This is a genomic window from Streptomyces sp. NPDC046985 (genome assembly GCF_040644415.1).
Classification (GTDB): Bacteria; Actinomycetota; Actinomycetes; order Streptomycetales; family Streptomycetaceae; genus Streptomyces.
The window spans coordinates 77,905-97,428 of the sequence record NZ_JBEYWK010000015.1 but is presented as its reverse complement, the minus strand read 5'-3'; the positions used below and the strand labels follow the sequence as shown (position 1 = coordinate 97,428).

General features: G+C 72.3%; 20 protein-coding genes and 2 pseudogenes. 13 read left to right on the top strand and 9 right to left on the bottom strand.

Annotated features, from left to right (window positions below; all coding sequences use genetic code 11):
• Positions 1-49: 49 nt before the first annotated feature.
• Entirely contained in the window at positions 50-724 is a 675-nt protein-coding gene (locus ABZ861_RS20415) for an ABC transporter permease subunit (protein ID WP_361631988.1), read from the bottom strand.
• A 34-nt stretch (positions 725-758) separates the two neighbouring features.
• Positions 759-1,439, bottom strand: a complete 681-nt coding sequence (locus ABZ861_RS20410; RefSeq protein ID WP_361631986.1) for an ABC transporter permease — start codon at positions 1,437-1,439, stop codon at positions 759-761.
• 147 nt (positions 1,440-1,586) lie between these two features.
• Here ABZ861_RS20410 and ABZ861_RS20405 point away from each other — a divergent pair, with 147 nt between their 5' ends.
• Both ABZ861_RS20405 and ABZ861_RS20400 read left to right on the top strand, forming a co-directional pair.
• A complete protein-coding gene (locus tag ABZ861_RS20405) occupies positions 1,587-2,444 on the top strand; it encodes a MoxR family ATPase (protein ID WP_361632189.1) in 858 nt (285 codons plus the stop codon).
• 20 nt (positions 2,445-2,464) lie between these two features.
• Positions 2,465-3,805 carry a VWA domain-containing protein gene (locus tag ABZ861_RS20400; RefSeq protein WP_361632187.1) on the top strand — a complete coding sequence of 447 codons (1,341 nt, stop codon included), beginning with the start codon at positions 2,465-2,467 and terminating at the stop codon, positions 3,803-3,805.
• Between the two features lie 304 nt (positions 3,806-4,109).
• Here the strand turns inward: ABZ861_RS20400 and ABZ861_RS20395 are convergent, their stop codons facing one another.
• The 5 genes and pseudogenes from ABZ861_RS20395 to ABZ861_RS20375 form a co-directional block, all read right to left on the bottom strand.
• Positions 4,110-4,370 (bottom strand): hypothetical protein, encoded by a 261-nt coding sequence (locus ABZ861_RS20395; RefSeq protein WP_361631984.1) that lies wholly within the window; start codon positions 4,368-4,370, stop codon positions 4,110-4,112.
• Between the two features lie 408 nt (positions 4,371-4,778).
• On the bottom strand, positions 4,779-5,459 hold the full coding sequence (locus tag ABZ861_RS20390) for a helix-turn-helix domain-containing protein (RefSeq protein ID WP_361631982.1): 681 nt from the start codon (positions 5,457-5,459) through the stop codon (positions 4,779-4,781).
• Positions 5,460-6,231: 772 nt separating this feature from the next.
• Positions 6,232-6,723: pseudogene (locus ABZ861_RS20385) on the bottom strand (transcriptional regulator); the annotation flags it as partial.
• Positions 6,724-6,743: 20 nt separating this feature from the next.
• Positions 6,744-7,346, bottom strand: a complete 603-nt coding sequence (locus tag ABZ861_RS20380) for a GNAT family N-acetyltransferase (protein WP_361631980.1) — start codon at positions 7,344-7,346, stop codon at positions 6,744-6,746.
• Positions 7,343-8,665, bottom strand: coding sequence for a hypothetical protein (locus ABZ861_RS20375; RefSeq protein WP_361631978.1), 1,323 nt, complete (start codon positions 8,663-8,665; stop codon positions 7,343-7,345). The genes ABZ861_RS20380 and ABZ861_RS20375 overlap by 4 nt, the downstream gene beginning before the upstream one ends.
• 196 nt (positions 8,666-8,861) lie before the next feature.
• On the opposite strand from ABZ861_RS20375, the gene ABZ861_RS20370 reads away from it, so the two are divergent.
• The 6 genes from ABZ861_RS20370 to ABZ861_RS20345 all read left to right on the top strand — a co-directional run bounded on the left by ABZ861_RS20370 (position 8,862) and on the right by ABZ861_RS20345 (position 13,465).
• Positions 8,862-9,359 (top strand): hypothetical protein, encoded by a 498-nt coding sequence (locus ABZ861_RS20370; protein ID WP_361631976.1) that lies wholly within the window; start codon positions 8,862-8,864, stop codon positions 9,357-9,359.
• Positions 9,356-9,757, top strand: coding sequence for a DUF6415 family natural product biosynthesis protein (locus ABZ861_RS20365; RefSeq protein WP_361631974.1), 402 nt, complete (start codon positions 9,356-9,358; stop codon positions 9,755-9,757). Before ABZ861_RS20370 ends, ABZ861_RS20365 begins: the two co-directional genes overlap by 4 nt.
• 110 nt (positions 9,758-9,867) lie before the next feature.
• Positions 9,868-10,899 (top strand): dTDP-glucose 4,6-dehydratase, encoded by a 1,032-nt coding sequence (locus ABZ861_RS20360; protein WP_361631972.1) that lies wholly within the window; start codon positions 9,868-9,870, stop codon positions 10,897-10,899.
• Entirely contained in the window at positions 10,889-11,899 is a 1,011-nt protein-coding gene (locus ABZ861_RS20355; RefSeq protein ID WP_361631970.1) for an ATP-grasp domain-containing protein, read from the top strand. The genes ABZ861_RS20360 and ABZ861_RS20355 overlap by 11 nt, the downstream gene beginning before the upstream one ends.
• The gene (locus tag ABZ861_RS20350) at positions 11,896-13,032 is read left to right on the top strand and encodes a DegT/DnrJ/EryC1/StrS family aminotransferase (RefSeq protein WP_361631968.1); all 1,137 of its coding nucleotides are present in this window, start codon (positions 11,896-11,898) and stop codon (positions 13,030-13,032) included. The genes ABZ861_RS20355 and ABZ861_RS20350 overlap by 4 nt, the downstream gene beginning before the upstream one ends.
• A 121-nt stretch (positions 13,033-13,153) precedes the next feature.
• The gene (locus ABZ861_RS20345) at positions 13,154-13,465 is read left to right on the top strand and encodes a hypothetical protein (protein WP_361631966.1); all 312 of its coding nucleotides are present in this window, start codon (positions 13,154-13,156) and stop codon (positions 13,463-13,465) included.
• Here the strand turns inward: ABZ861_RS20345 and ABZ861_RS20340 are convergent.
• Together ABZ861_RS20340 and ABZ861_RS20335 are read right to left on the bottom strand one after the other, a co-directional pair.
• Positions 13,462-14,661: a UDP-N-acetylglucosamine--N-acetylmuramyl-(pentapeptide) pyrophosphoryl-undecaprenol N-acetylglucosamine transferase gene (locus ABZ861_RS20340; protein ID WP_361631964.1), complete on the bottom strand. Its 1,200-nt coding sequence runs from the start codon at positions 14,659-14,661 to the stop codon at positions 13,462-13,464. The two genes, ABZ861_RS20345 and ABZ861_RS20340, sit on opposite strands and share 4 nt — an antisense overlap.
• Before the next feature lie 139 nt (positions 14,662-14,800).
• Positions 14,801-15,091 carry a DUF6225 family protein gene (locus ABZ861_RS20335; protein ID WP_361631962.1) on the bottom strand — a complete coding sequence of 97 codons (291 nt, stop codon included), beginning with the start codon at positions 15,089-15,091 and terminating at the stop codon, positions 14,801-14,803.
• Positions 15,092-15,367: 276 nt separating this feature from the next.
• On the opposite strand from ABZ861_RS20335, the gene ABZ861_RS20330 reads away from it, so the two are divergent.
• From ABZ861_RS20330 to ABZ861_RS20310, 5 genes and pseudogenes are all read left to right on the top strand, one after another.
• Positions 15,368-15,541, top strand: coding sequence for a hypothetical protein (locus tag ABZ861_RS20330; protein WP_361632219.1), 174 nt, complete (start codon positions 15,368-15,370; stop codon positions 15,539-15,541).
• Positions 15,542-15,769: 228 nt separating this feature from the next.
• Entirely contained in the window at positions 15,770-16,378 is a 609-nt protein-coding gene (locus ABZ861_RS20325) for a superoxide dismutase (protein ID WP_361631960.1), read from the top strand.
• A gap of 405 nt (positions 16,379-16,783) precedes the next feature.
• On the top strand, positions 16,784-17,935 hold the full coding sequence (locus ABZ861_RS20320) for a DUF4158 domain-containing protein (protein ID WP_361631958.1): 1,152 nt from the start codon (positions 16,784-16,786) through the stop codon (positions 17,933-17,935).
• Positions 17,898-19,049: pseudogene (locus ABZ861_RS20315) on the top strand (MFS transporter); the annotation flags it as partial. The gene ABZ861_RS20320 and the pseudogene ABZ861_RS20315, both read left to right, overlap by 38 nt.
• A complete protein-coding gene (locus ABZ861_RS20310; RefSeq protein WP_361631956.1) occupies positions 18,940-19,509 on the top strand; it encodes a recombinase family protein in 570 nt (189 codons plus the stop codon). The pseudogene ABZ861_RS20315 and the gene ABZ861_RS20310, both read left to right, overlap by 110 nt.
• Positions 19,510-19,524 lie beyond the last annotated feature (15 nt).

The window sequence follows — 19,524 nt, the reverse complement described above, 5'->3', positions numbered from 1 at the left end:
AGGAGGAGCAGCAGCGCGCGAGCGACGGGACGCCTGGCCGGCGCACGGTTCACCGGGGGCCGCCCGGCGGGCGGGCGCGGGCCAGCCGCTCGGCGGCCTCGAAGACGCCCTCGACCGCCAGCGCGAAGGCGGCCACCAGCACCGCGCCGGCCACCACCTGGGGGGTGCTGGCCAGGTTGAAGCCCGCGGTGATGATGCGGCCGAGCCCGCCCCCGCCGGCCAGCGCGGCGATGGTGGCGGTGGCCACGAGTTGGACGGCGGCGAGCCGCACCCCGTTCAGCACCAAGGGGAGCGAAAGGGGCATTTCCACGTGAAACATCGTCTGCCACCCCGTCATCCCCATCCCGCGCGCCGCCCGCACCACGCTCCGGTCGACCTCACGCATGCCGACGTAGGCGTTGGTGAGCAGCGGCGGCACGGCGAACAGCACCAGCGCCACCACGGTCGGCCCCTCGCCCCACCGCCCCACCGGGGTCAGGAGCAGCAGGACCAGGACGGCGAAGGTGGGGACGGCCCGGCCGACGTTGGAGACGTTGACGGCGAGGGCGCCGCCCTTGCCGAGGTGGCCGAGGACGAGGGCGACGGGCAGCGCGATGAGGCAGGCGACGGCCAGGCAGACCGCGGTCAGCACGAGGTGCTGGAGCAGGCGGTGGGCGATGCCGTCGTCGCCCGGCCAGTGGGCGGGGTCGGTGAGCCAGTCCCAGGCGTCGGTCAGGGTCGTCATGCGCGCCGTCCGTGCGGCCGGGCCGTCCGTACGGTCATCCGCGGGCCGCCCGCGTCCAGGGGGTGAGCAGCCGCTGGACGCCGAGCAGCAGCAGGTCGGCGGCGACCGCGAGGGCCACGCACAGCACCGAGGCGGTGAGCACCTGGGCCTTGAAGTAGGTGTTCATCCCGGCGTAGATGAGGTTGCCGAGGCCGCCGAAGCCGACGATCGCGCCCACCGTCACCAGGGAGACCGCCGAGACGGCGGCGATCCGCAGCCCGGCCATCGCGGCGGGCAGGGCGAGCGGGAGTTCGACGGTGAGCAGCAGCCGGACCGGGCCGTAGCCCAGACCGCGTGCGGCCTGCCGGGTGTCCTCCGGGACGGCGCGCAGACCCGCGAGGATGTTGCGCACCAGCAGGGTCAGCGAGTACAGCACGAGCCCGGCGACGACGAGAGTCGGCGAGAGCCCGTAGAGGGGCAGGAGCAGGGAGAACATCGCGAGGGAGGGGATGGTGTAGAGGACGGTGGTGACGGCGAGGACGGGGCCGGCCGCCCAGCGCCAGCGGCGGGCGAGGACGGCCGCGGGGAGCGCGACGGCGAGCGCGAGGAGCAGCGACACGCCGGTCAGCTCCAGATGTTGGACCACGGCGTCCACGAGGATCTGCCGACGGGTGCTCAGGTAGGCGCCGCAGATCCACTCGTTGCGGGCCAGGCAGTCGTCCGGGGGCGCCGTCACGGGTCCATTTCACCTCCCGGCGGGCCTGGTCGGCGCGGCGGACTGGCCCGTCGGAGCGACGCCGGGGCGGCCGTCTCCGTGACAGCAGCGGTGAACAAGCGCTTAGATAGTGGGCGACGATGTACTCGCGCCATGCCGGAGGCCCTGTTGTTCCCGTCCGTCGACGACGTCTCCGCCCGCCTCGCCGAGACCGGGTACCTCGCCTCGCCCGCGGTGGCCACGTCCGTCTTCCTCGCCGGCGCCCTAGGCAAGCCCCTGCTGGTGGAGGGGCCCGCCGGAGTGGGCAAGACCGAGCTGGCCAAGGCCGTGGCCCGGATCGCGGAGGCGCGGCTGGTCCGGCTCCAGTGCTACGAGGGCGTCGACGAGGCGCGGGCGCTGTACGAGTGGAACCACGCCAAGCAGTTGCTGCGGATCAGCGCCGGCCGGGGCGAGAGCTGGGACGAGACCCGCACGGACGTCTTCAGCGAGGAGTTCCTGCTGGCCCGCCCGCTGCTGACGGCGATCCGCGGCGACGAGCCGACGGTGCTGCTGATCGACGAGGCCGACAAGGCGGACGTGGAGGTGGAGGGGCTGCTCCTGGAGGTGCTCAGCGACTTCCAGGTGACCGTGCCCGAACTCGGCACGATCACCGCGACCCGCCGCCCCTTCGTCGTCCTCACCTCCAACGCCGCCCGCGACCTGTCGGAGGCGCTGCGGCGGCGCTGCCTGTTCCTGCACATCGGGTTCCCCGAAGAGGAGCTGGAGCGGCGCATCGTCGCGCTGAAGGCGCCCGGCCTCGGCGAGGCGCTGACCGCCTCCGTGGTGCGGGTGGTCGGCGCGCTGCGCGCCATGGACCTGCGCAAGGCGCCGTCGGTCGCCGAGACCGTCGACTGGGCGCGCACCCTCCTCGCGCTCGGCGCAGACGCCCTCGACGAGGACGTGGTCCGCGACAGCCTCGGCGTCCTCCTCAAACACCAGGAGGACGTGCTCAAGGCCGCCGCGAAGCTCGACCTGGACGCCCTGTGAGCACGGCCGACGCCTCCGGGATGGCGCGGCGCCTGAGCGGGTTCGTCGGCGCGCTGCGCGCGCACGGCATGCGGATCGGCACCGGCGAGACCGTGGACGCGGCGCGGGCCGTGACGGCGCTCGGGCTGGCCGACCGCGAGCTGCTACGCGAGGGCCTCGCGGCCACGCTGCTGCACGGCCACGCGCAGCGGGCGGTGTTCGACCCGGTCTTCGACCTGTACTTCCCGCGCGGCGTCGGCGCTCCGGAAGGCGAGGCCGCCGGGCGCGAGGAACTGCGCGACCGGCTCGCCGACGCCCTCGCCGCGGGCGACGAGGCGCTGCTGCGGCGGCTGGCGGCGCAGGCGGTGGACAGCCTCGGCCGCTACGGCGCCGCGCCCGGCTCGGACGGCTGGTCCGCGCACCAGACGCTGGACCGGCTGCGCCCGCAGACGCTGCTGGCCCGGGTGCGCACGAGCGTGCGGGGCGCGAGCGGCACGGGCGACTTCGCCGACCGGCTGCTGGACGACGAGATCCGGCGCCGTATCGAGGTCTTCCGCCGCCAGGTCGGCGCCGAGGCGCGGCGTCGGGTCGCCGAGCGCCGCGGCCCGGAGGAGATCGCCCGGCGGGCGGTGCTCCCGAGCGCCGACCGGGTCGACTTCCTGTACGCGGACCGGGAGCGGCTGGCCGAGCTGCGGCGGACCGTGCGCCCGCTGGCCCGGAAACTCGCCGCCCGGCTGGCCGCGCGGCGCCGCCGGGCCGCGCGCGGCACGATCGATCTGCGGCGCACCCTGCGGGGCTCGATGTCGACGGGCGGCGTGCCGATGAAGCCGGTGCTGCGCCGTCGCCGGCCGGTCCGCCCGGAACTGGTGCTGCTGTGCGACGTGTCGGGGTCGGTGTCGGGGTTCGCGGATTTCACCATGCTGCTGGTGCAGGCGCTGCACGAGCAGTTCAGCAAGGTGCGGGTGTTCGCGTTCGTCAACCTGATCGACGAGGTGACCGGGCTGCTGCGGCACGGGGCGGCCGATCCGGAGGGCCTGGGCGCGCGGATCCGGGCCGAGGCGCGGCTGACCGGCTGGCACGACGGCAGCGACTACGGCGCCGCGCTGGGCGAGTTCGCCGAGCGGCACCGCGACGCGGTCGGGGCGCGCACGACCGTGTTCGTCCTCGGCGACGCCCGCACCAACCGGAGCGACCCGAACCTTCCGGCGCTGCGGGAGATCGCCGGGCGCGCCCGCCGCGTGTACTGGCTGAACCCCGAGCCGCGCGCCCAGTGGGGCACGGGCGACTCGGCGGCGCCCGACTACGCGGACGTGGCCGAGATGCACGAGTGCCGCAACGCGCGGCAACTCGGCGCGATCGTCTCCCGGTTGCTGCCGGTGTGACCGGGCCGCCGGGCGGGGCCGCCCGTCCCCGCGGTCGGCGCCGCGGGCAGGGTCGGCGCCGTGGACACGACGGCGCCGCGGACACGGTCGGCGCCGGTCTCGGCGGGGCGGCGCCGTGGCGGTGCGGAGTGCGCGGGACTCCGGCGCGTCCCGGCATGCGGTGGCGCGGCGCCCACGGGGACCGGCCGTGTCCGGGCCCGCGGCTCGGCGTCGTCCAGCGGTGCGGCAGCGGGCGGGCGCCCGCCGCGCCCTGTGGGGGCCCGCCTGACGCCGGGGCAGGGCCCGGCCCGCGTAGTGGCCCCGCTCACGGGCCCGCCGACTCGGGCGCGGCGGCCGTGGGCCCGGTGTCGAGCTGGAACCGCAGTTCGCGGTGCAGGTCGGCCGGCAGCCGTCCCGACACCGCCCACTCGACGACGAGTTCGGCGACGTGCTGCTCCTTGATGCGGGTGTGCGCGGACATCGCGCGCAGCACGGCTCGGGCGCGGTCGCGGGTCACCCCGCCGACGATGGCAACGATGTCGGACGCCTCCTCGAAGAGGCGGTGCGTACGGTCGGCTGCGGTCATCCAGGGCTCCTCGTGGGGTGGTCGCCGGGGTGCGACCGCAGGGCGCGGTCGGCGCGGTGACGGCGGCGAGCGTGCCGGGGCCGGCGGCGGGCACGGCGGCGCGGGCGCGGCGGACGCGTGCCGAGCCGCGTGCCGAGGCGTCGGCGGCGCCGGGGTCCCGCGGCAGCCGCTCTGAGGTCCGTCCACGGGTGCGATCAGGTTGCGCTCGCCGCTCGGGCGCCGCAACTCGACCCCGCCGCGGCCCCGTCGTGCCGCCCGTCGGTCACCGGGCGCCGCGTGCGCCCGGCCGGTCCGCGCGGCGCCGGGAGCACGGAAGGAACTCCGACCGGTATGTCGCCGGGGCGGCCGGTACGTCGCCGAGGCGGCCGGTACGTCGCCGAGGCGCCTGGAGGAGGAGGTCACCGCGCGTCAGCGCCCGGCGCCGCCCTCCACCAGGCGCCGCAACGAGGGCAGCAGCGCGTCGAGGTCCTGCCCGCTGCGGAAGGCGACGACGACGGTGCCCTGGGCGCCGTCCTGGGCGGAGGGCGCGGGGAACAGCGCGAGCACCTCGCCCATCGCCTCGTCCAGCTCCGCCGCGGGGTCGGCTGACTCGCCCCGCAGCCACCGGCGCAGCACGTGGTTGTGGGCGGCGACCACCGCCGCCGCCATCAGCTCGGCCCGCAGCGACGCCGACTCCGTGGGGTCGCCCATCCACCCGGCGATGAACTCGCGGAACAGCCGCTGGTAGCGCGCCACGCTGGCGATCTCACGGTCGCGCAGGGCGCTGACCTTGCTGGTGAGGGCGTACCTCCGGCGCGCGAGGCCGCCCTCCTCCAGGTAGTGCAGCAGCACCAGCCGGACCGCGTCGGAGACGGCGGCCAGCGCCGTGCTGTGGCTGGAGGTGGCCAGCCGGTCCCGGATGAGGTCGAGCAGCCGGTCGTGGTCGGGGAAGACGACCGCTTCCTTGGACCCATAGTGCCGGAAGAACGTCGTACGCCCCAGCCCCGCCCGCTCGGCGATGTCGTCGACCGTGGTGTGCTCGTAGCCGCGTTCGTCGAACAGAGCGAAGGCGGCGTCCGCGAGCCGGATCCGCGCGGGTGTCTTGCTCATGACCGCCCCATTATCCCCTGTCCCAGCCCCCGAGGGCCACTCCCCCGCTGACGGTACCGAGTATCGCCGGGCGGATATCGAGTACCAGCCTAGAGAATGCATAGAGCGGAAATTACTTCTCCCCACACGTAACCGCATGACCGGCTTGTGCATAAGCCGCGGACGCATCGCCCTCCTGCAGGGCCGTGACCAGTTCCCCGACGCGCGCGGCCAACTCTCCGAGCGCTCTGCGAAAATGGCCCTCGAACGCTTTCACTGTGCCGTGGCGCGGCAGCGTGGTCTGGTCCAGGAACGAGGGCCGTTCGGGCGGATCTTATGAATGTGAATCGTCATCTTGGCGCCGGGTGGGCGCTGACGATCCTGGGCGCCATCGTTCGTCATGTCTGCGCTCCCTGGGATGTTCGAGCGTGGTCCACTCCCGGAGCCGTTCGCGCGGTCGCCGGGGCTTGGGTGGCACATACTGAGTGCGGGCGGGGACCCGTCGTGCGAGGTCGGCAGCCGCAGCGACGAACCGGCCAGACGCGGGTGCCACTTGGACGACGACCTCGTCCGCATCACGCAGAGGACCGGATACGGCGCCGCAGTCGAAGCACGCTTCGCCGTGAAGGCGTGCAACGCTCAGTCGACGGTCTACGACCATCGGTGTCTGCGTGCTGCGTGCTCCCCGCATGTCCCGATTCCCTCTGCCGCGTCCTGCGCTGCAACAGATGGCGGGGCCCGGGGAAGCCCACAAGTACCCCAGCTAGGGGTACCTAGGGGTACTTGACTTCGGTCACGAAGCGGCGCACCACTCGGCGAAGTTGCTCAGCGACTCGACGTCCGCGCGCTTCAGCCGGCGGAGTACTGCCGCGTCCTCGCGCACCCAGGGGTGCTCGCGGGTGTGCTGGGGGGCGATCCGGCGGGCGACCTTAAGGGACTCGAAGGCGTCGTCGGCTTGCCCGGCCCAGAGCTGGGCGCGGGCCAGCTCGATGTAGAAGCCGCTGCGGCGCTCGGCGGGCAAGCTGGTCGGCGGCTTCCACGCGTGCGCGACTTCGAGGGCTGCCGCGAGGTGGTCCGCACCCAGGCTGACGGCGACGGACACCTCGTGAGCGCGCACTGAGTCCGGCCCGAAAGCGGTCCCCAGGTACACGCCCTCCGGTACGGCGTCGGCCAAGGCCCCGGCCTCGGCCTCGGCCTCGGCGAGATGCACCTGCGCGGCGGGGGCGTCGCCCGCGCGCCCGGCGATGACCGCGGCTCTCATGTGCAGGGCGCCCCGAGCAGCCGAGTGCTTGGTGTCGACGGCGGTCAGCGGTCTCCGCTGGGCTGCGGGACGTGCGCGCTGTCGACCTTCAGGAGCAGCAGATCGTAGACGGGCCCGCCGGGTTCGTTGCGGTACGGGCCCGCGTACCGGTAGCCGAGACGGTCGTAGAGCGCGCGCCCCGTGCTGTTGTCAGGGCGGACCAGCAGGGACGCCCACTCAGGGGTGATGGCTTTGAGCAGCGCGGCGTGCAGGCGGGTGCCGATGCCCTGGCTCTGCCAGGCCGGGGTGACGGCGAGTTCGCACAGTCCCATGAGGCGGCCGGCGCGGACGTGGTCGGGGATCTGCGGCAGCAGTTCCGGGCCGTACCAGTATTCGGGCGTGCAGGGGAAGGCGTACCCGAAGCCGATCATCGAGCCGTGCGCGTAGGCGGCGACCACGGTGAAGCCCTCCCGGTGGCGTTCGACGTGTCCGAGGACCTGGCGGCGCAGGGCGGGCACGGACAGACCGTCGGTGGCGGCGCCTGGGGTGTCCACGATCTCCGGGTGAGCGTCCGCCCAGATGTCGGCGATCGTGTCGACCAACGGCGCGACCTGGCCGGGTCCGTAGGTGCGGATCACGACGTCTGCGCGGGTGCTGGGGGTGGTCACGCCCGTTCTCCTCCGGTGGCGATGGTCGTGCGGTACTCCTCGATCCAGTGGGCAACCACAGGGACGCGGTTGTGCCGTTGGAGTGCGCCCGCGACGTCGTGCAGCGACTGCAGCAGCCGGTCGGAGCGCACCTCGGGGAGGAACGCCAGGACCTTGGCCGCGGCTTCGGCGGCGGCCTCCGGCTCGGGCCGGTCCCTCACGGCATGTTGGATGGCGATGTCCGCCGTGTACAGAGCGGAATTCCTGGCGAACGCCCCGCCATGCAGCAAGACGGCCTGCTCGGCGCCCGCGGCGGCACGTTCGTGCTGGCCGAGATCCGCACGGGCCAGGGACTCCAGCCCGGCCAGTTCGCCGGGCGCGTAGAAGCCGAGCCACGACGGATCGGCGTCGGCGGGGCCTTGGGAGTAGAGGTGGTGGGCCTTCACGATGGCCCGGTCGGTCGCGCTGGCGTCACCCGCCAGTGCCCAGCCGCCGGCCTCGCGCATGTGGAACAGGCTCAGCAGGCGCGGGGAACCGAGACTGCGGGCCACGCTCTGCGCGCCCTGGGCGGCGGCGATTGCCTCACGCGGCCGACCCTGGGCCTTGGCCAGCAGACTCAGGCAACCGAACGCGTGCGCTTCCAGCTCCGGGTCGTCCGCGATCCGCGCGGCGGCGAGGGCCTCGCCGTACAACGAGTGGGTATCTCCCGCGCGGCCGGAGTCGTACGACAACCACCCGGCCGCGATCGATAGCGCGCCGACCGCTGAGCGCAGCTTGGTCTCGGTCTTCGTGCTGTACGTGCCGTTCTGCAGCCACTGGTAGGCGGTGTGCAGTGCCCGCGAGGCGGCCTGGCGCACGGTCGCCGAGCCGTGGTCGTGGTCCTTCTCGTACAGCGTGGCCACGGCCTTGGCGACGGCTCGCACTTGGGACGCGCCGATCTTCCCCGGGGCCTTCGCGTCGGTGCCGATCGGGAGCCCCAGGACGACGCCTGCCCCGTCGAGCAGGAAGTGGCGCCGTTCCACCGAATCACTCTCCTCTGACGGCCCGTATGACGCGCTCGCCACCGTCAGCGCGGTGGCTGCCGGGCCGGTGCGGAATCCCAGTTGGGCCATGCTGCGGCCGGTCATCCGGGTCAGGATCCGCCGGTACACGCCACGGGGACAACCCACCTCCCCGTCCTCCCATGCCGCCACTAACCGGGCCCGGCACCCGACGGGCTCGCCCATCTCCTTGCCAGCTCTGCGTACCTCGGCGGCGAACTCCATGCGGCTCATCTGGAACTCGCCCACGCGCACCTGGCGCAGCACGGGGTTGGGGATGGCGCTGCTGCGGTCGGCCATGCCGGGGCTCCGGAGTCCGCGAAGTTGGAAGGGTGCGGCGACCGTACCGCTCCCCTCCCGTTCCATGCCCGGCCTTGTCGAGGGTTCACCCCTCCTGGACCGACTTACATCGTTCTTGCATCGGCCAGGCGTCGCTCTCGCTCGGCCGTTGCTGCTTACGTGGAACGTGACGTGACGACCAATCAGGGAGGCGGCCGTGGCGAAGTCCTCCGCCGGCGGAACGGCCAAGGGAGCCAGGAAGCGCACCACCCCCACGTGGCATGAGCTGGCTGCCGAGACGGACAGCAAGCGAGCCCACTGGATCCGGGGCCGGAATCACACCGAGTTCGTGGCCTGCGGCGAGAGGTGGCAGGCAGTGTCCGTGAAGCCCCTGCATCTGGGCTTGGACGCGCTCGCCGCGATGCGTATCGGCACTCGCCGCGGCTACCTGATCGTCGCGGACCACCTGAGCGGCGTGCTGTACGTGATGGTGCCGACCGGCAACGGCGCGGCGTTCGCCGGCATCCCGGGTGTGCGGGTCCTCGGCCGTGGCCACCATCTGCTCATGCCTCGCACCCTGCAGGACAGCGGCGCGGTGGCCGACTGGGTCGGCGTCCCCAGCGCCCTTGACACCCCAGTGCTCGTCGACCCCGACCCGCTCGCCGCGCGCCTGCAGGAACTGGCGCCCTCGTACGAAGAGGCGATGGCGTCGTGAACGACACTCCGGTGCAGACCTCCGCCATGGTGCTGTGCGACTCGGACGGCTCGCTCGCCCGGGATCTCCCCCTCGACCGGGAACCGGTCATGCTGCTGGCCCTCGCCGTGATCGCACTGCCCACGACCGGGAACACGCTCCCGCCGGGGGACTGCGAGCAGATCGCCCGGCTGATGGCCGGGCACGCGCGCCCCGTCGCTGACGAAGTACGGGCGCTGTGTGCCCAACTGCCGCGCCTGAGCCCGCTGCGCCCGCTCACCGAAACCGTGCTCGGCGAAGCCCGCCGGCGTCTGTCGGTCGAGCCGCGCGCCACCCTTGCCTCCGCGCAGAACCGGGCCCGGGTCGTTCGCATCCTGTACGAGCGTCTCGACCGGCTGCAGGACCTTCCGCCTTCCTGACCCGTCTCTCCCCGAGACGCCCGATGCCCTCCCCTCTGGCGCTCGGGTGTTGCGTTCTCTGACCCCGCGCGCCGCCAACCAGAGCCGTCACCCTCCCCTGGAGGCACCCCATGAGACATGTGCTCGTCACCGGCGGCGCCGGCTTCATCGGCTCGCACTTCGTGAAGAGGATCATCAAGGCCGAGGACGTCGTCCGCGTGACCGTCCTCGACGCCCTCACCTACGCCGGTCGCATCGAGAACCTGGGCACGGCGTTCCTGTCCGACAAGCTGCGCTTCGTCCAGGGCGACGTCCAAGACGCCGCCGCAGTCGACGAGTTGATGTCGTCCGGCCCCACCGCGGTGGTGCACTTCGCGGCCGAGTCCCACGTAGACCGCTCCTACGGCGCGGCCGACGGCTTCCTGTCCACGAACGTGCTCGGGACGCAGGTCCTCGTGAGGGCCGCGCACCGCCACGGCGTCGAGAAGTTCGTCCACGTCTCGACCGACGAGGTCTACGGCCCCCTCCTTCGAGGCGAGGCGACCGAGGAGGCGCCGCTGCGTCCCACCGTCCCCTACGCGGTGTCCAAGGCGGCCGGCGATCTGGTGGCCCTGGGCGCGCACTCGACGCTCGGGCTCCCGCTGTGCGTGACGCGCAGCAGCAACAACTACGGGCCCAACCAGTATCCGGAGAAGATCATCCCCTTCTTCGTCACCCGGCTTCTGCGGGGCATGACCGTCACTCTCCACGATCGCGGCCAGCACGTGCGCAACTGGCTGCACGTCGAGGACAACTGCGCCGGGATCGAGGCGGTGCTGCGCAAAGGCGAGCCCGGGGAGGTCTACAACCTCGGCGGCGGCGCGGACCTGTCCTGCAAGGAGCTGACCGGCTACCTGCTGGCCCTATGCGGCGCCACGTGGGACGCGGTCGGCTACATCCCGGACCGGCCGGCCAACGACGCGCGGTACGCGATCGACTGGACCAAGGCTCGCGATCAGCTCGGCTACCGGCCGCAGCACCGCCTCGACGACGGGCTCGCGGAGACCGCCGAGTGGTACCGCCGCAACGTCGACCGCTGGGCTCCCCTCATGACCGACTCGCGCACCGTCGTTCCCGCCGCCCGCCCCGCCCGCGTCCCGCTGGAGCTGCCCCGTGGACACTGACCAGATCGAGCCGCGCCGGATTCTCGTCACCGGCGTCGGCGCCAACCCCGGATTCGGGCTCGCCCGCAGCCTTCTGCGCCTGGGGCACCGCGTCGTCGCCGCCGACGCCGACGCGCTGGCCCCCGGGTTCCTCCTCCCCGGCGTCACCCCCCAGCTCATCCCGCTGGCCGACGATCCCGGCTACTGCGCCCGCATGGACGAGCTGTGCCGGGACCTCGGAGTCGACGCCATCGTGCCGGCCATCGAAAACGACCTCCCCTCGCTGTTGTGCATGGCAGGGCGTCTGCGGGAGGCTGGTGTGCGCCTGTGGCTGCCCGAGCCCGCGTCGGTGCACGCGTGCATCGACAAGGCCGCCTTCCACCAAGTGCTCACCGAGCACGGCGTGCCCACCCCCCGCTCCTGGTGGGGGGACACCCTCGATCAGGTCCCCGACGGCGCCGCGCTGGTGGTCAAGCCCCGGCGCGGCCACGGCGCCCAGCACGTCCACTTCGTCGGCAGTCGGCGCCACGCCCTGCTGCTGGACGAGCTGGTGCCCGAGGCGCTGGTGCAAGAGCGCGTGCGCGGCGCCGAGTTCACGGCGGACTGCCTCGTAGACCGCTCCGGCCGGACCTCGGCGATCCTGCGCCGCCGAGACCTCGTCAAGGCCGGGCTCGCCGCGGTCTCCACCACCTTCCGCTCCCCGGCCGTCCTCGACGTCGTCCTGGCCGCGCTGCGCGCCGTCCGCACCGAGGGGCTGTCCTGCGTGCAGGGCTTCGTCCAGGACAGCGGCGCGATCACCATCACCGAGCTGAACGTGCGGGTGGCCGGCGGCTTCCCGCTGGCGGAGGCCGCCGGAGCCGACCTCGTCGGCCAGATGGTGCGCGGGCTGTTCGGCCTGCCGGTCGACCACGACGCCCTCGCCTACCGGCCCGGGGTGTTCCTGACCAACTGCGTCGAGACGCTGGCGGTCGGCGACGTCTGCGACCTGAAGCGCATCACCAGCAAGGAGGCCTCCGCATGACCCAGCCCCGTCCCGACTTCCGGCGCAACGCCAGCCCCTTCCTCACCGGAGCGGAGGCGGACGCCGTCGCCCGCGTCCTGGAGACCGGCCACTACGGGCACACCTCGGTGACCGAGCGGTTCGAGCAGCGCCTCGGCGACTACCTCGGCGTGCCCGACGTGGTGTCCGTGGCCTCCTGCACCGCCGCCCTCCACAGTGCTCTGCTCGCCGCCGGCGTCGGCGCCGCCGACGAGGTGATCGTGCCCTCCCTGACGTTCTGCGCCACCGTGCAGGCAATCCTCGCCGTCGGAGCGACTCCGCGCTTCGTCGACGTCGACGCCGCCACTCTGTGCGTCACCCCGCAGCTCATCGCGGAGGCGGTCACCGACGCCACGGTCGCCGTCCTCCCGGTCCTCTTCGGCGGCCGAGCCGTCGACCTCTCCCCCATCAGCGGGGATCTGGCCGAGCGGGGCGTCGCCGTCATCGAGGACGCCGCGCACGCCTTCGGCTCCCGTAGCGGCGCCGACCTCGTCGGCGGCGACGGCACGGCGCTGACGTGCTTCTCCTTCGGGCCGATCAAGAACCTGACGTGCGGCCAGGGCGGCGCCGTGGTCCCCCGCACGCCCGAGGAGGCCGCGACCCTGCGCCGGATCCGCCTCCTGGGAGTCGTGCAGTCCCAGAGCGAGCGCGCCGAGAGGACCGCTTACCAGGTGCAGGGCTTCGGCCTGCGCTACCAGCTCTCGGCGATCAACGCGGCCATCGGCCTGGCGCAGCTCGACGGCTTCGACGCCGCCGCAGCCGCCCGCCGTCGTCTCTGGCGGACCTACCGGGGCGCCCTCGCCGACCTGGACGGCGCGACGCTCATCGACGTCGACCCCGATCACGCCGTGCCGCACCTGTGCCAGGTCCGCGTGCAGCGCCGGGACGAGGTCTTCGCGCATCTGCGGGCGGCGCGCATCGGGGTCGGCGTGCACTACCCGCCCAACCACCTCCAGCCCGCCTTCGCGCCCTGGCGCCGCCCCCTGCCGGTCACCGAGAGGGTGGGCGAGGAGATCCTGAGCCTGCCTTTCCACCAGCACCTCACCGACGCCGACGTCCGCCGCGTCGTGAGCGCCCTCCGAGACGCCCTCCGGCACGCCGGGGGCGGCGCGTGACGCCCGCCAAGGTACTCGCCGTGTGCCTGGGCAACCACTGCCGCAGCCCATTCGCGCAGCTCGCCCTGGCCCGCCGGGGCGGATCGCGCATGGCGGTCCGCTCGGCCGGCCTGATCAGCAAGTGGCAGGACCAACCCGCCAATACAGCGATGATCGGCGCGCCCGGCGGCTGGGCTACGACCTCACCGCCCACCGCAGCCAGCACATCACGCTGGAGATGATGGGCTGGGCGGACACCGTCCTGGCCATGGACGCCGCAGTCCTCACCGCGCTGAGATCCGTCTTCGGCCCGGAGCACGAGAGCAAACTGCGCCTCTACCTCGGCGACCGCGACGTCCCCGACCCGATGGGCCACGACGACGCCGCGTTCCAGGAGTGCGCCGTGCTGATCGAGGCCGGCACCGCCCTGCACGACGGCCGGCGCGTCACCTAGCCCCGCGCCCGGTGCCCGGTCACCGGGCGGGACGCCGCGGACAGCAGCACGTCTACGAGCCTGTCCGCGGCATCGGGACGTCCATGCGACCTCGCCGCGGCCGCCATCGCCTCCCGGCGCTCGCGATCCTCCAAGAGCGGGCCCACAGCCCCGCGCAGGCGGTCGCCCGTGACCTCGCCCAGGAGCGCGACCGCCGCGCCCGACTCCGACAGGTGCGCGGCGTTGTGCGCCTGCTCGTCGCCGGCCGCCGAGGCGAGCGGGATGAAGACCGCGGGCTTGCCCAGAGCCGTCAGTTCGGCCAGCGTGCCCGCGCCGCTGCGCGAGATCACCACGTCCGCCAAGGCCAGCACGTCCGGCAGCTCCGGCCCGACGAACGGCGTGAGGTGGTAGCGGGCGGCGAGATGGGCCGGAAGCCCCGCCGCACCGGCGGACAGCGCCTCGTGGTGGGCCAGGCCGCACTGGTGCACCACGTTGGCGCGCTCCAGCAGCCACGGCAGCTCGCCGCCGACCACGTCGTTGATCTGCTGCGAGCCCTGCGCCCCGCCGGTGACGTACACCGTGGGCAGGCGCCGATCGAACCGGAGGCCCAGCGCGGTGACGGCCTTGTCCGGGCGCCCGGTCAGGACCTCGGGCCGCACCGGATTGCCCGTGACCACCGCCGCCGCACGCACGCCGTCCGGGAGGAGCGACAGGCTCGACTCCGAGGACACCGCGATCCGGGCGGCGGACCCGGCCAGCCTCCTATTGGCCAGACCGAGCCTCACAGTCTGCTCGTGCAGGACCAGCGGGACCTTGCACATGCGGGCGGCCAGCCCGGTCGGCACGGCCACGTATCCGCCCGTCGCGAGCACGACGTGCGGACCGAATCCCGCGACCGCCTTGCGCGCCTGCGCGACGCCCAGCGGAACGCGCGCCATGTCACGGACATTGGCGGGCGACGCCATCTTCAACGGGTTCGAGGACCGCCGGATCTTGCCTGTGGCGACCGTCGTGAAGGGAATGCCCTCCGCGCCGGCGACCTGCGCCTCCAGGCCCTGAGCGGTGCCGATCCACAGCACATCGAGCGTGCGGCCCTCGCCGGCCAATCGAGTTCGCAGCGCCCGGATCGCGGTCAGCGCGGGATAGGTATGACCGCCGGTGCCTCCCCCCGTGACGATCAGGCGGAGAGCGTCGGGAAGTCCAGAAACGGTGTCCACTCCACGCACCCTAGTAGTTGCCGACCCGGCTGAAGGGGACTTCTCTGCACGAACCCGCCCGGTTTTCAGCCGCCTACGGGCACCATCAGATGCTTCAGGCCCAGCCCCACCCGAACACAGAGATCCAGCAGGACCAGCCCTACCGGCTGTAGTCCGGGACGTGGCGCCCGTCGTCCAGCCGCATGTAATGCCCGGCCGGGTAGTCCGCGTCCAAGGTGAGGTGCGGTCGACCCGTCTCCGAATCGACTGTCCAGTCCCCGGAGGCGCCGGTGAGGATCAGCGGCGGCCCGTCGCCGATCCCGCACTCCGCGCTCGGGCCGGTGGGCACCACGACCTCGATCGGCGTCGAGTCGTCCAGCCCGGCGAGGAGGAGTAGGAGACGGCCGACGGTCAGCGGCTCCGACGGCGTGTGCTCATAGCGGTAGACCATGGTCGACAGCCTGGCAGAACGACGGCTGCCGAAGGCTTAGCGCACGATCTGACACGGATGTAAAGACCGCCGAGCGCGGCCGCGCTGCTCGACCGGATCGCCGTGGAGGAGGGCCTCGGGGAACATCGGTACAGCGGTTATCGATGAGAACGATCTTGTTCAGGGTGTGAGGGCGCTGACCCTGTTCTCGTACTCACGGCGGGCTTTGCGCTGGGCCGGGACCGCGGAGGGGCCCTGACCGCCGTCGAGCGGCTGGCAGCGGGCGAGGAGCCTTCAGTGCACGGCGGGGACAGCGCTAATGCGCACGAGGTCCGTGACGAGGACGTGGCCCGCCTCTCCCCGTTCGTCCGGCGCCACATCAACATGCTGGGCCGGTATTCCTTCCAGCTCCCCGACCTGCCCGACGGGCTGCGGCCCCTGCGTGCCCGGGACACGGCCGAGGAGGAGTGAGCGCGAGCCCGCGGCACGAAGGCGGGGCCGGCCGATACCGGCGGGCGCCGGGTGAGAAGACGATCACCTCTCGGGAAGGAACGCACCGTTCACGGTGCCGCACTGCCGAAAGCTGACTGGCCAGCCCCGCCCCTCCATGCTGATGCATGAAGCTTGTTGTTGCAACTCACTCGCAATAAGGGTCATGCTTGCTTCCGACGATCACCGCCTGGGAAGGGGCTGAACCACATGGGCGCCTACGCGCTTCCGGACCTGCCGTACGACTACTCCGCGCTCGCTCCGGCCATCACGCCGGAGATCCTGGAGCTGCACCACGCCAAGCATCACGCCGCCTACGTCAAGGGCGCCAACGACACCCTGGAGCAGATCGCCGAGGTCCGCGACAAGGACCAGATCACCCCGACCGGCCTGGTCGGGCTGGAGAAGACCTTCGCCTTCAACCTCTCCGGCCACGTCCTGCACTCGATCTTCTGGCAGAACCTCTCCCCGGACGGCGCAGACCGCCCCGACGGCGCCCTGGCCACCGCCGTCGACGAGCACCTCGGCGGCTTCGAGGCGTTCAAGAAGCAGCTCACCGTGGCCACCACCAGCGTCCAGGGCTCCGGCTGGGGAGTGCTGGCCTGGGAGCCGCTGGGACGCCGCCTGATCGTTGAGCAGGTTTACGACCACCACGGCAACGTCGGCCAGGGCAGCGTCCCGCTCCTGGTCTTCGACGCCTGGGAACACGCCTACTACCTGCAGTACAAGAACGTCCGCCCCGACTACGTCACCAAGCTCTGGGACCTGGTCAACTGGGAGGACGTCGCCGCCCGCTACAGCGCGGCCACCGGTGTCTGACACCCGGTGAGCGCACCCTCACCGGTGGGCCGGGAAGCTCAGCTTCCCGGCCCACCCCGCTCCCTGCGCCTGATACCGCCGGCCGCGGTCGGCCTGCATCTCGACGCACTCGCCCGGCTCGCCCATGCCGCCTTCACCCCCCGCCCGTGGCGCGCGACACCGGCCGACATGGCCCTGGAGTCCTACCTCAGACACCAGCCGCAAAGTAGGTCGCGGGTAGCCGGACGAGCCCGTTTCCCCGTCCTGGACGTCGTCGTTGGTCTGATCGAGTGATCGAGGCCAAAGAGGCGGCCGTGCGGCAAGAGTGGTCGCCAGAGGAGCTGTTGGCGAACTGGACGCTGGTAGACGGCGACTGGGACCTGGTGGCGAACAAGAGCGGGACGACGCGGCTCGGCTTCAGCCCTCTTGTGGAAGTTCTTCGAGCTGGAATGCCGGTTCCCCGATGTGCTGGAAGAGGTCCCGTCGGCCGCGGTGGAGTACGCCGCCGATCTGGTGAAGGTTCCGGCCACCGACTTCGCGAAGTACATGCTGGTCGGCCGGACTGCCGAGTACCACCGCAAGCAGATCCGTGAGGCCCTGGGATTCCGGCCTTCGACGGTCGCGGACGAGAAGGCACTGGCCGAGTGGCTGGCCGTGGAGGTCTGTCCGGTCGAGCTGGTGGAGGACCGGCAGCGCGAGGTCCTGCTGGTCGAGTGCCGGGCCCGGAAGATCGAGCCGCCGGGCCGGACCCGGGTCGAGAAGGTACTCGTCGCGGCGCGCGGCAAGTGGGAGAGGACGTTCTGCGCCCGCACGATCGGCCGCCTGGGCGAGGCGAGTACGGCCCGGCCGCTGTCCATGGTGGCCGAGGACAACGAGGCGGGTACCGCCCTGCTGGCCGCGCTCAAGCGGGACCCGGGCGCGGTCGGCCTGGACTCCCTGCTCACGGAGATCACCAAGCTCAACGACGTGCGCAGGCTCGGGCTGCCTGACGGGCTGTTCACGGACTGCTCGGAGAAGCTGGTGGCCGCCTGGCGGGCACGGGCGATCAAGATGTACCCCTCGGACTTCCGTGACACGGCGGAGGACGTACGGATCACCCTGCTCGCGGCCCGGCAGATGCCGCTGCCGGTGCTGAACACCCTGGGCTTCAAGTGCACCAACACCGCGTATCGGCCGGTGATGGACGCGATGAAGCTGCTGAAAAAGTACGCCGGCGTCGATGGCAAGACCCGCTTCTACGACGCTGGCGACGAGGTGCCGATGGACGGCGTGGTTCGTAAGGACTGGCGCGAGGCGGTCGTCGACGACAAGGGTGAGGTCGAACGCATCCCGTATGAGCTGTGCGTCCTGGTCGCGCTGCGAGACGCAGTGCGGCGCCGGGAGATCTACGTCGAGGGCGCCGCGCGCTGGCGCAACCCGGAGGACGACCTGCCCGGCGACTTCGAGGCCACCCGCGCCGTGCACTACGCCGCGATCCGGCAGCCGCTGAACCCGCGGGCGTTTAAACGGACTCACCGTTCCGACCGTGAGACTTCGACTCATGCCCATCACCTATCGAGGACTGTTTCGTACACCTGAGTTCACTCCGCCGTTCGTGACCGCCTCGACACAGGTGGCCGCGATGACGGTCAGTGGCCTGGCCCTGGGCACGTTCGTCTACGCGGCCACCGGCTCGTCGCTGTTGTCCGCGCTGAGCATGTTCGGCCCGTCCCTGGCCCAGGTGGTCGGGGCGACGACGCTCCTGTCGGCAGCCGATCGGCTGCCACCGCGTGCGGCGATGACGACTCTGGCGGTCGCCTTGGGGTTGGGCACCGCCGTACTGGCCGTCCCCGGTCTGCCCCTGTGGGCCGTCTTCGTGGTGATCCTGCTCCTGGGGCTGATCGGTTCGGTGGGCGGCGAGGTACGGTACGGGCTGCTCAGCGAGATCCTCCCCGCCGAGGGTCATCTGCTCGGCCGGTCGGTGTTGAACATGTCAGCCGGCACGATGCAGATCTGCGGGTTCGCCGTGGGCGCCGGCCTGGTGACGGCCCTCTCCCCGCGCGGAACACTGGTGACTGGCGCTGCCCTCTACCTCGTGACGGCCGTCGTCGCCCGGTTCGGCCTCAGCCGCCGCCCGGCGCGCACGATGGGGCGGCCGTCCATCACCGCCACCTGGCGCACCAATGCGCTGCTCTGGTCATCACGACCTCGGCGGTATGTCTACCTCGCCCTGTGGGTCCCCAACGGCCTGATCGTCGGCTGCGAGTCGCTGTTCGTTCCCTACGCGCCCCGGCATGCAGGTCTGCTGTTCGCCTTCGCCGCCGGAGGGATGCTCATCGGAGACGCGGTGACCGGCCGGTTCGTCCCGCCGACTTGGAGACGGCGACTGGACGCTCCACTGCGCCTTCTGCTCGCCGCGCCGTACCTGGCCTTCGCGGCCCACCCGGCACTCGAACTGGCCTTGGCCGCCGTCACCCTGGCATCGATCGGCTACTCCGCCACCTTGCTTCTGCAGGAGCATCTCATGGCCCTCACCCCCAAGGACATCCACGGGCAGGCGCTTGGCCTGCACTCCGCCGGCATGCTCACCATGCAGGGCGTCGGTGCCACCCTCGCCGGGGCGGTCGCCCAGTACGTCGCGCCGGACACCGCGATGGCCGTCATGGCCGCGGCGTCGGTCGCGGTCACCCTCCTGCTGGCTCCCGGACTGCGCGGGGAGCCAGCAGCCGTCCCGGAACAACCGGCCGCAACGGGCCGAGACGATCGTCCACGAGCACAAGCGGCTCGGCCGCGGCATCGAACTGGCGGCGCTCGCCGAGGAACTGAAGGCAGGCGATATCGGCCTGGAGTTCGTCACCGGCGAACTCCAAGGCTCGCACGACTCGTCCGGCGTCGTGTTCACCGTGCTGGCCGCACTGTCCGGAATGGAGCGCGAGTACATCCGCGACCGCACCCTCGAAGGACACGAGTCCGCCCGCAAACGCGGCAAGACCATCGGTGGAGCGGGCGTCGTCGACAACCACATGCTCTCGATGGCCCTCCATCTGCGCGACATCGCCGCCCAGCTAGTCATCTCCAAGGGGACGAAGAAAGGGGAGCACCCGTCGCCCGCGACCGTCATGCGGATGCTGCGCGAGCACGACGAGCAGGCCGCCACAGCGGCGAGCACGTGATCATCCGGCTAGTTT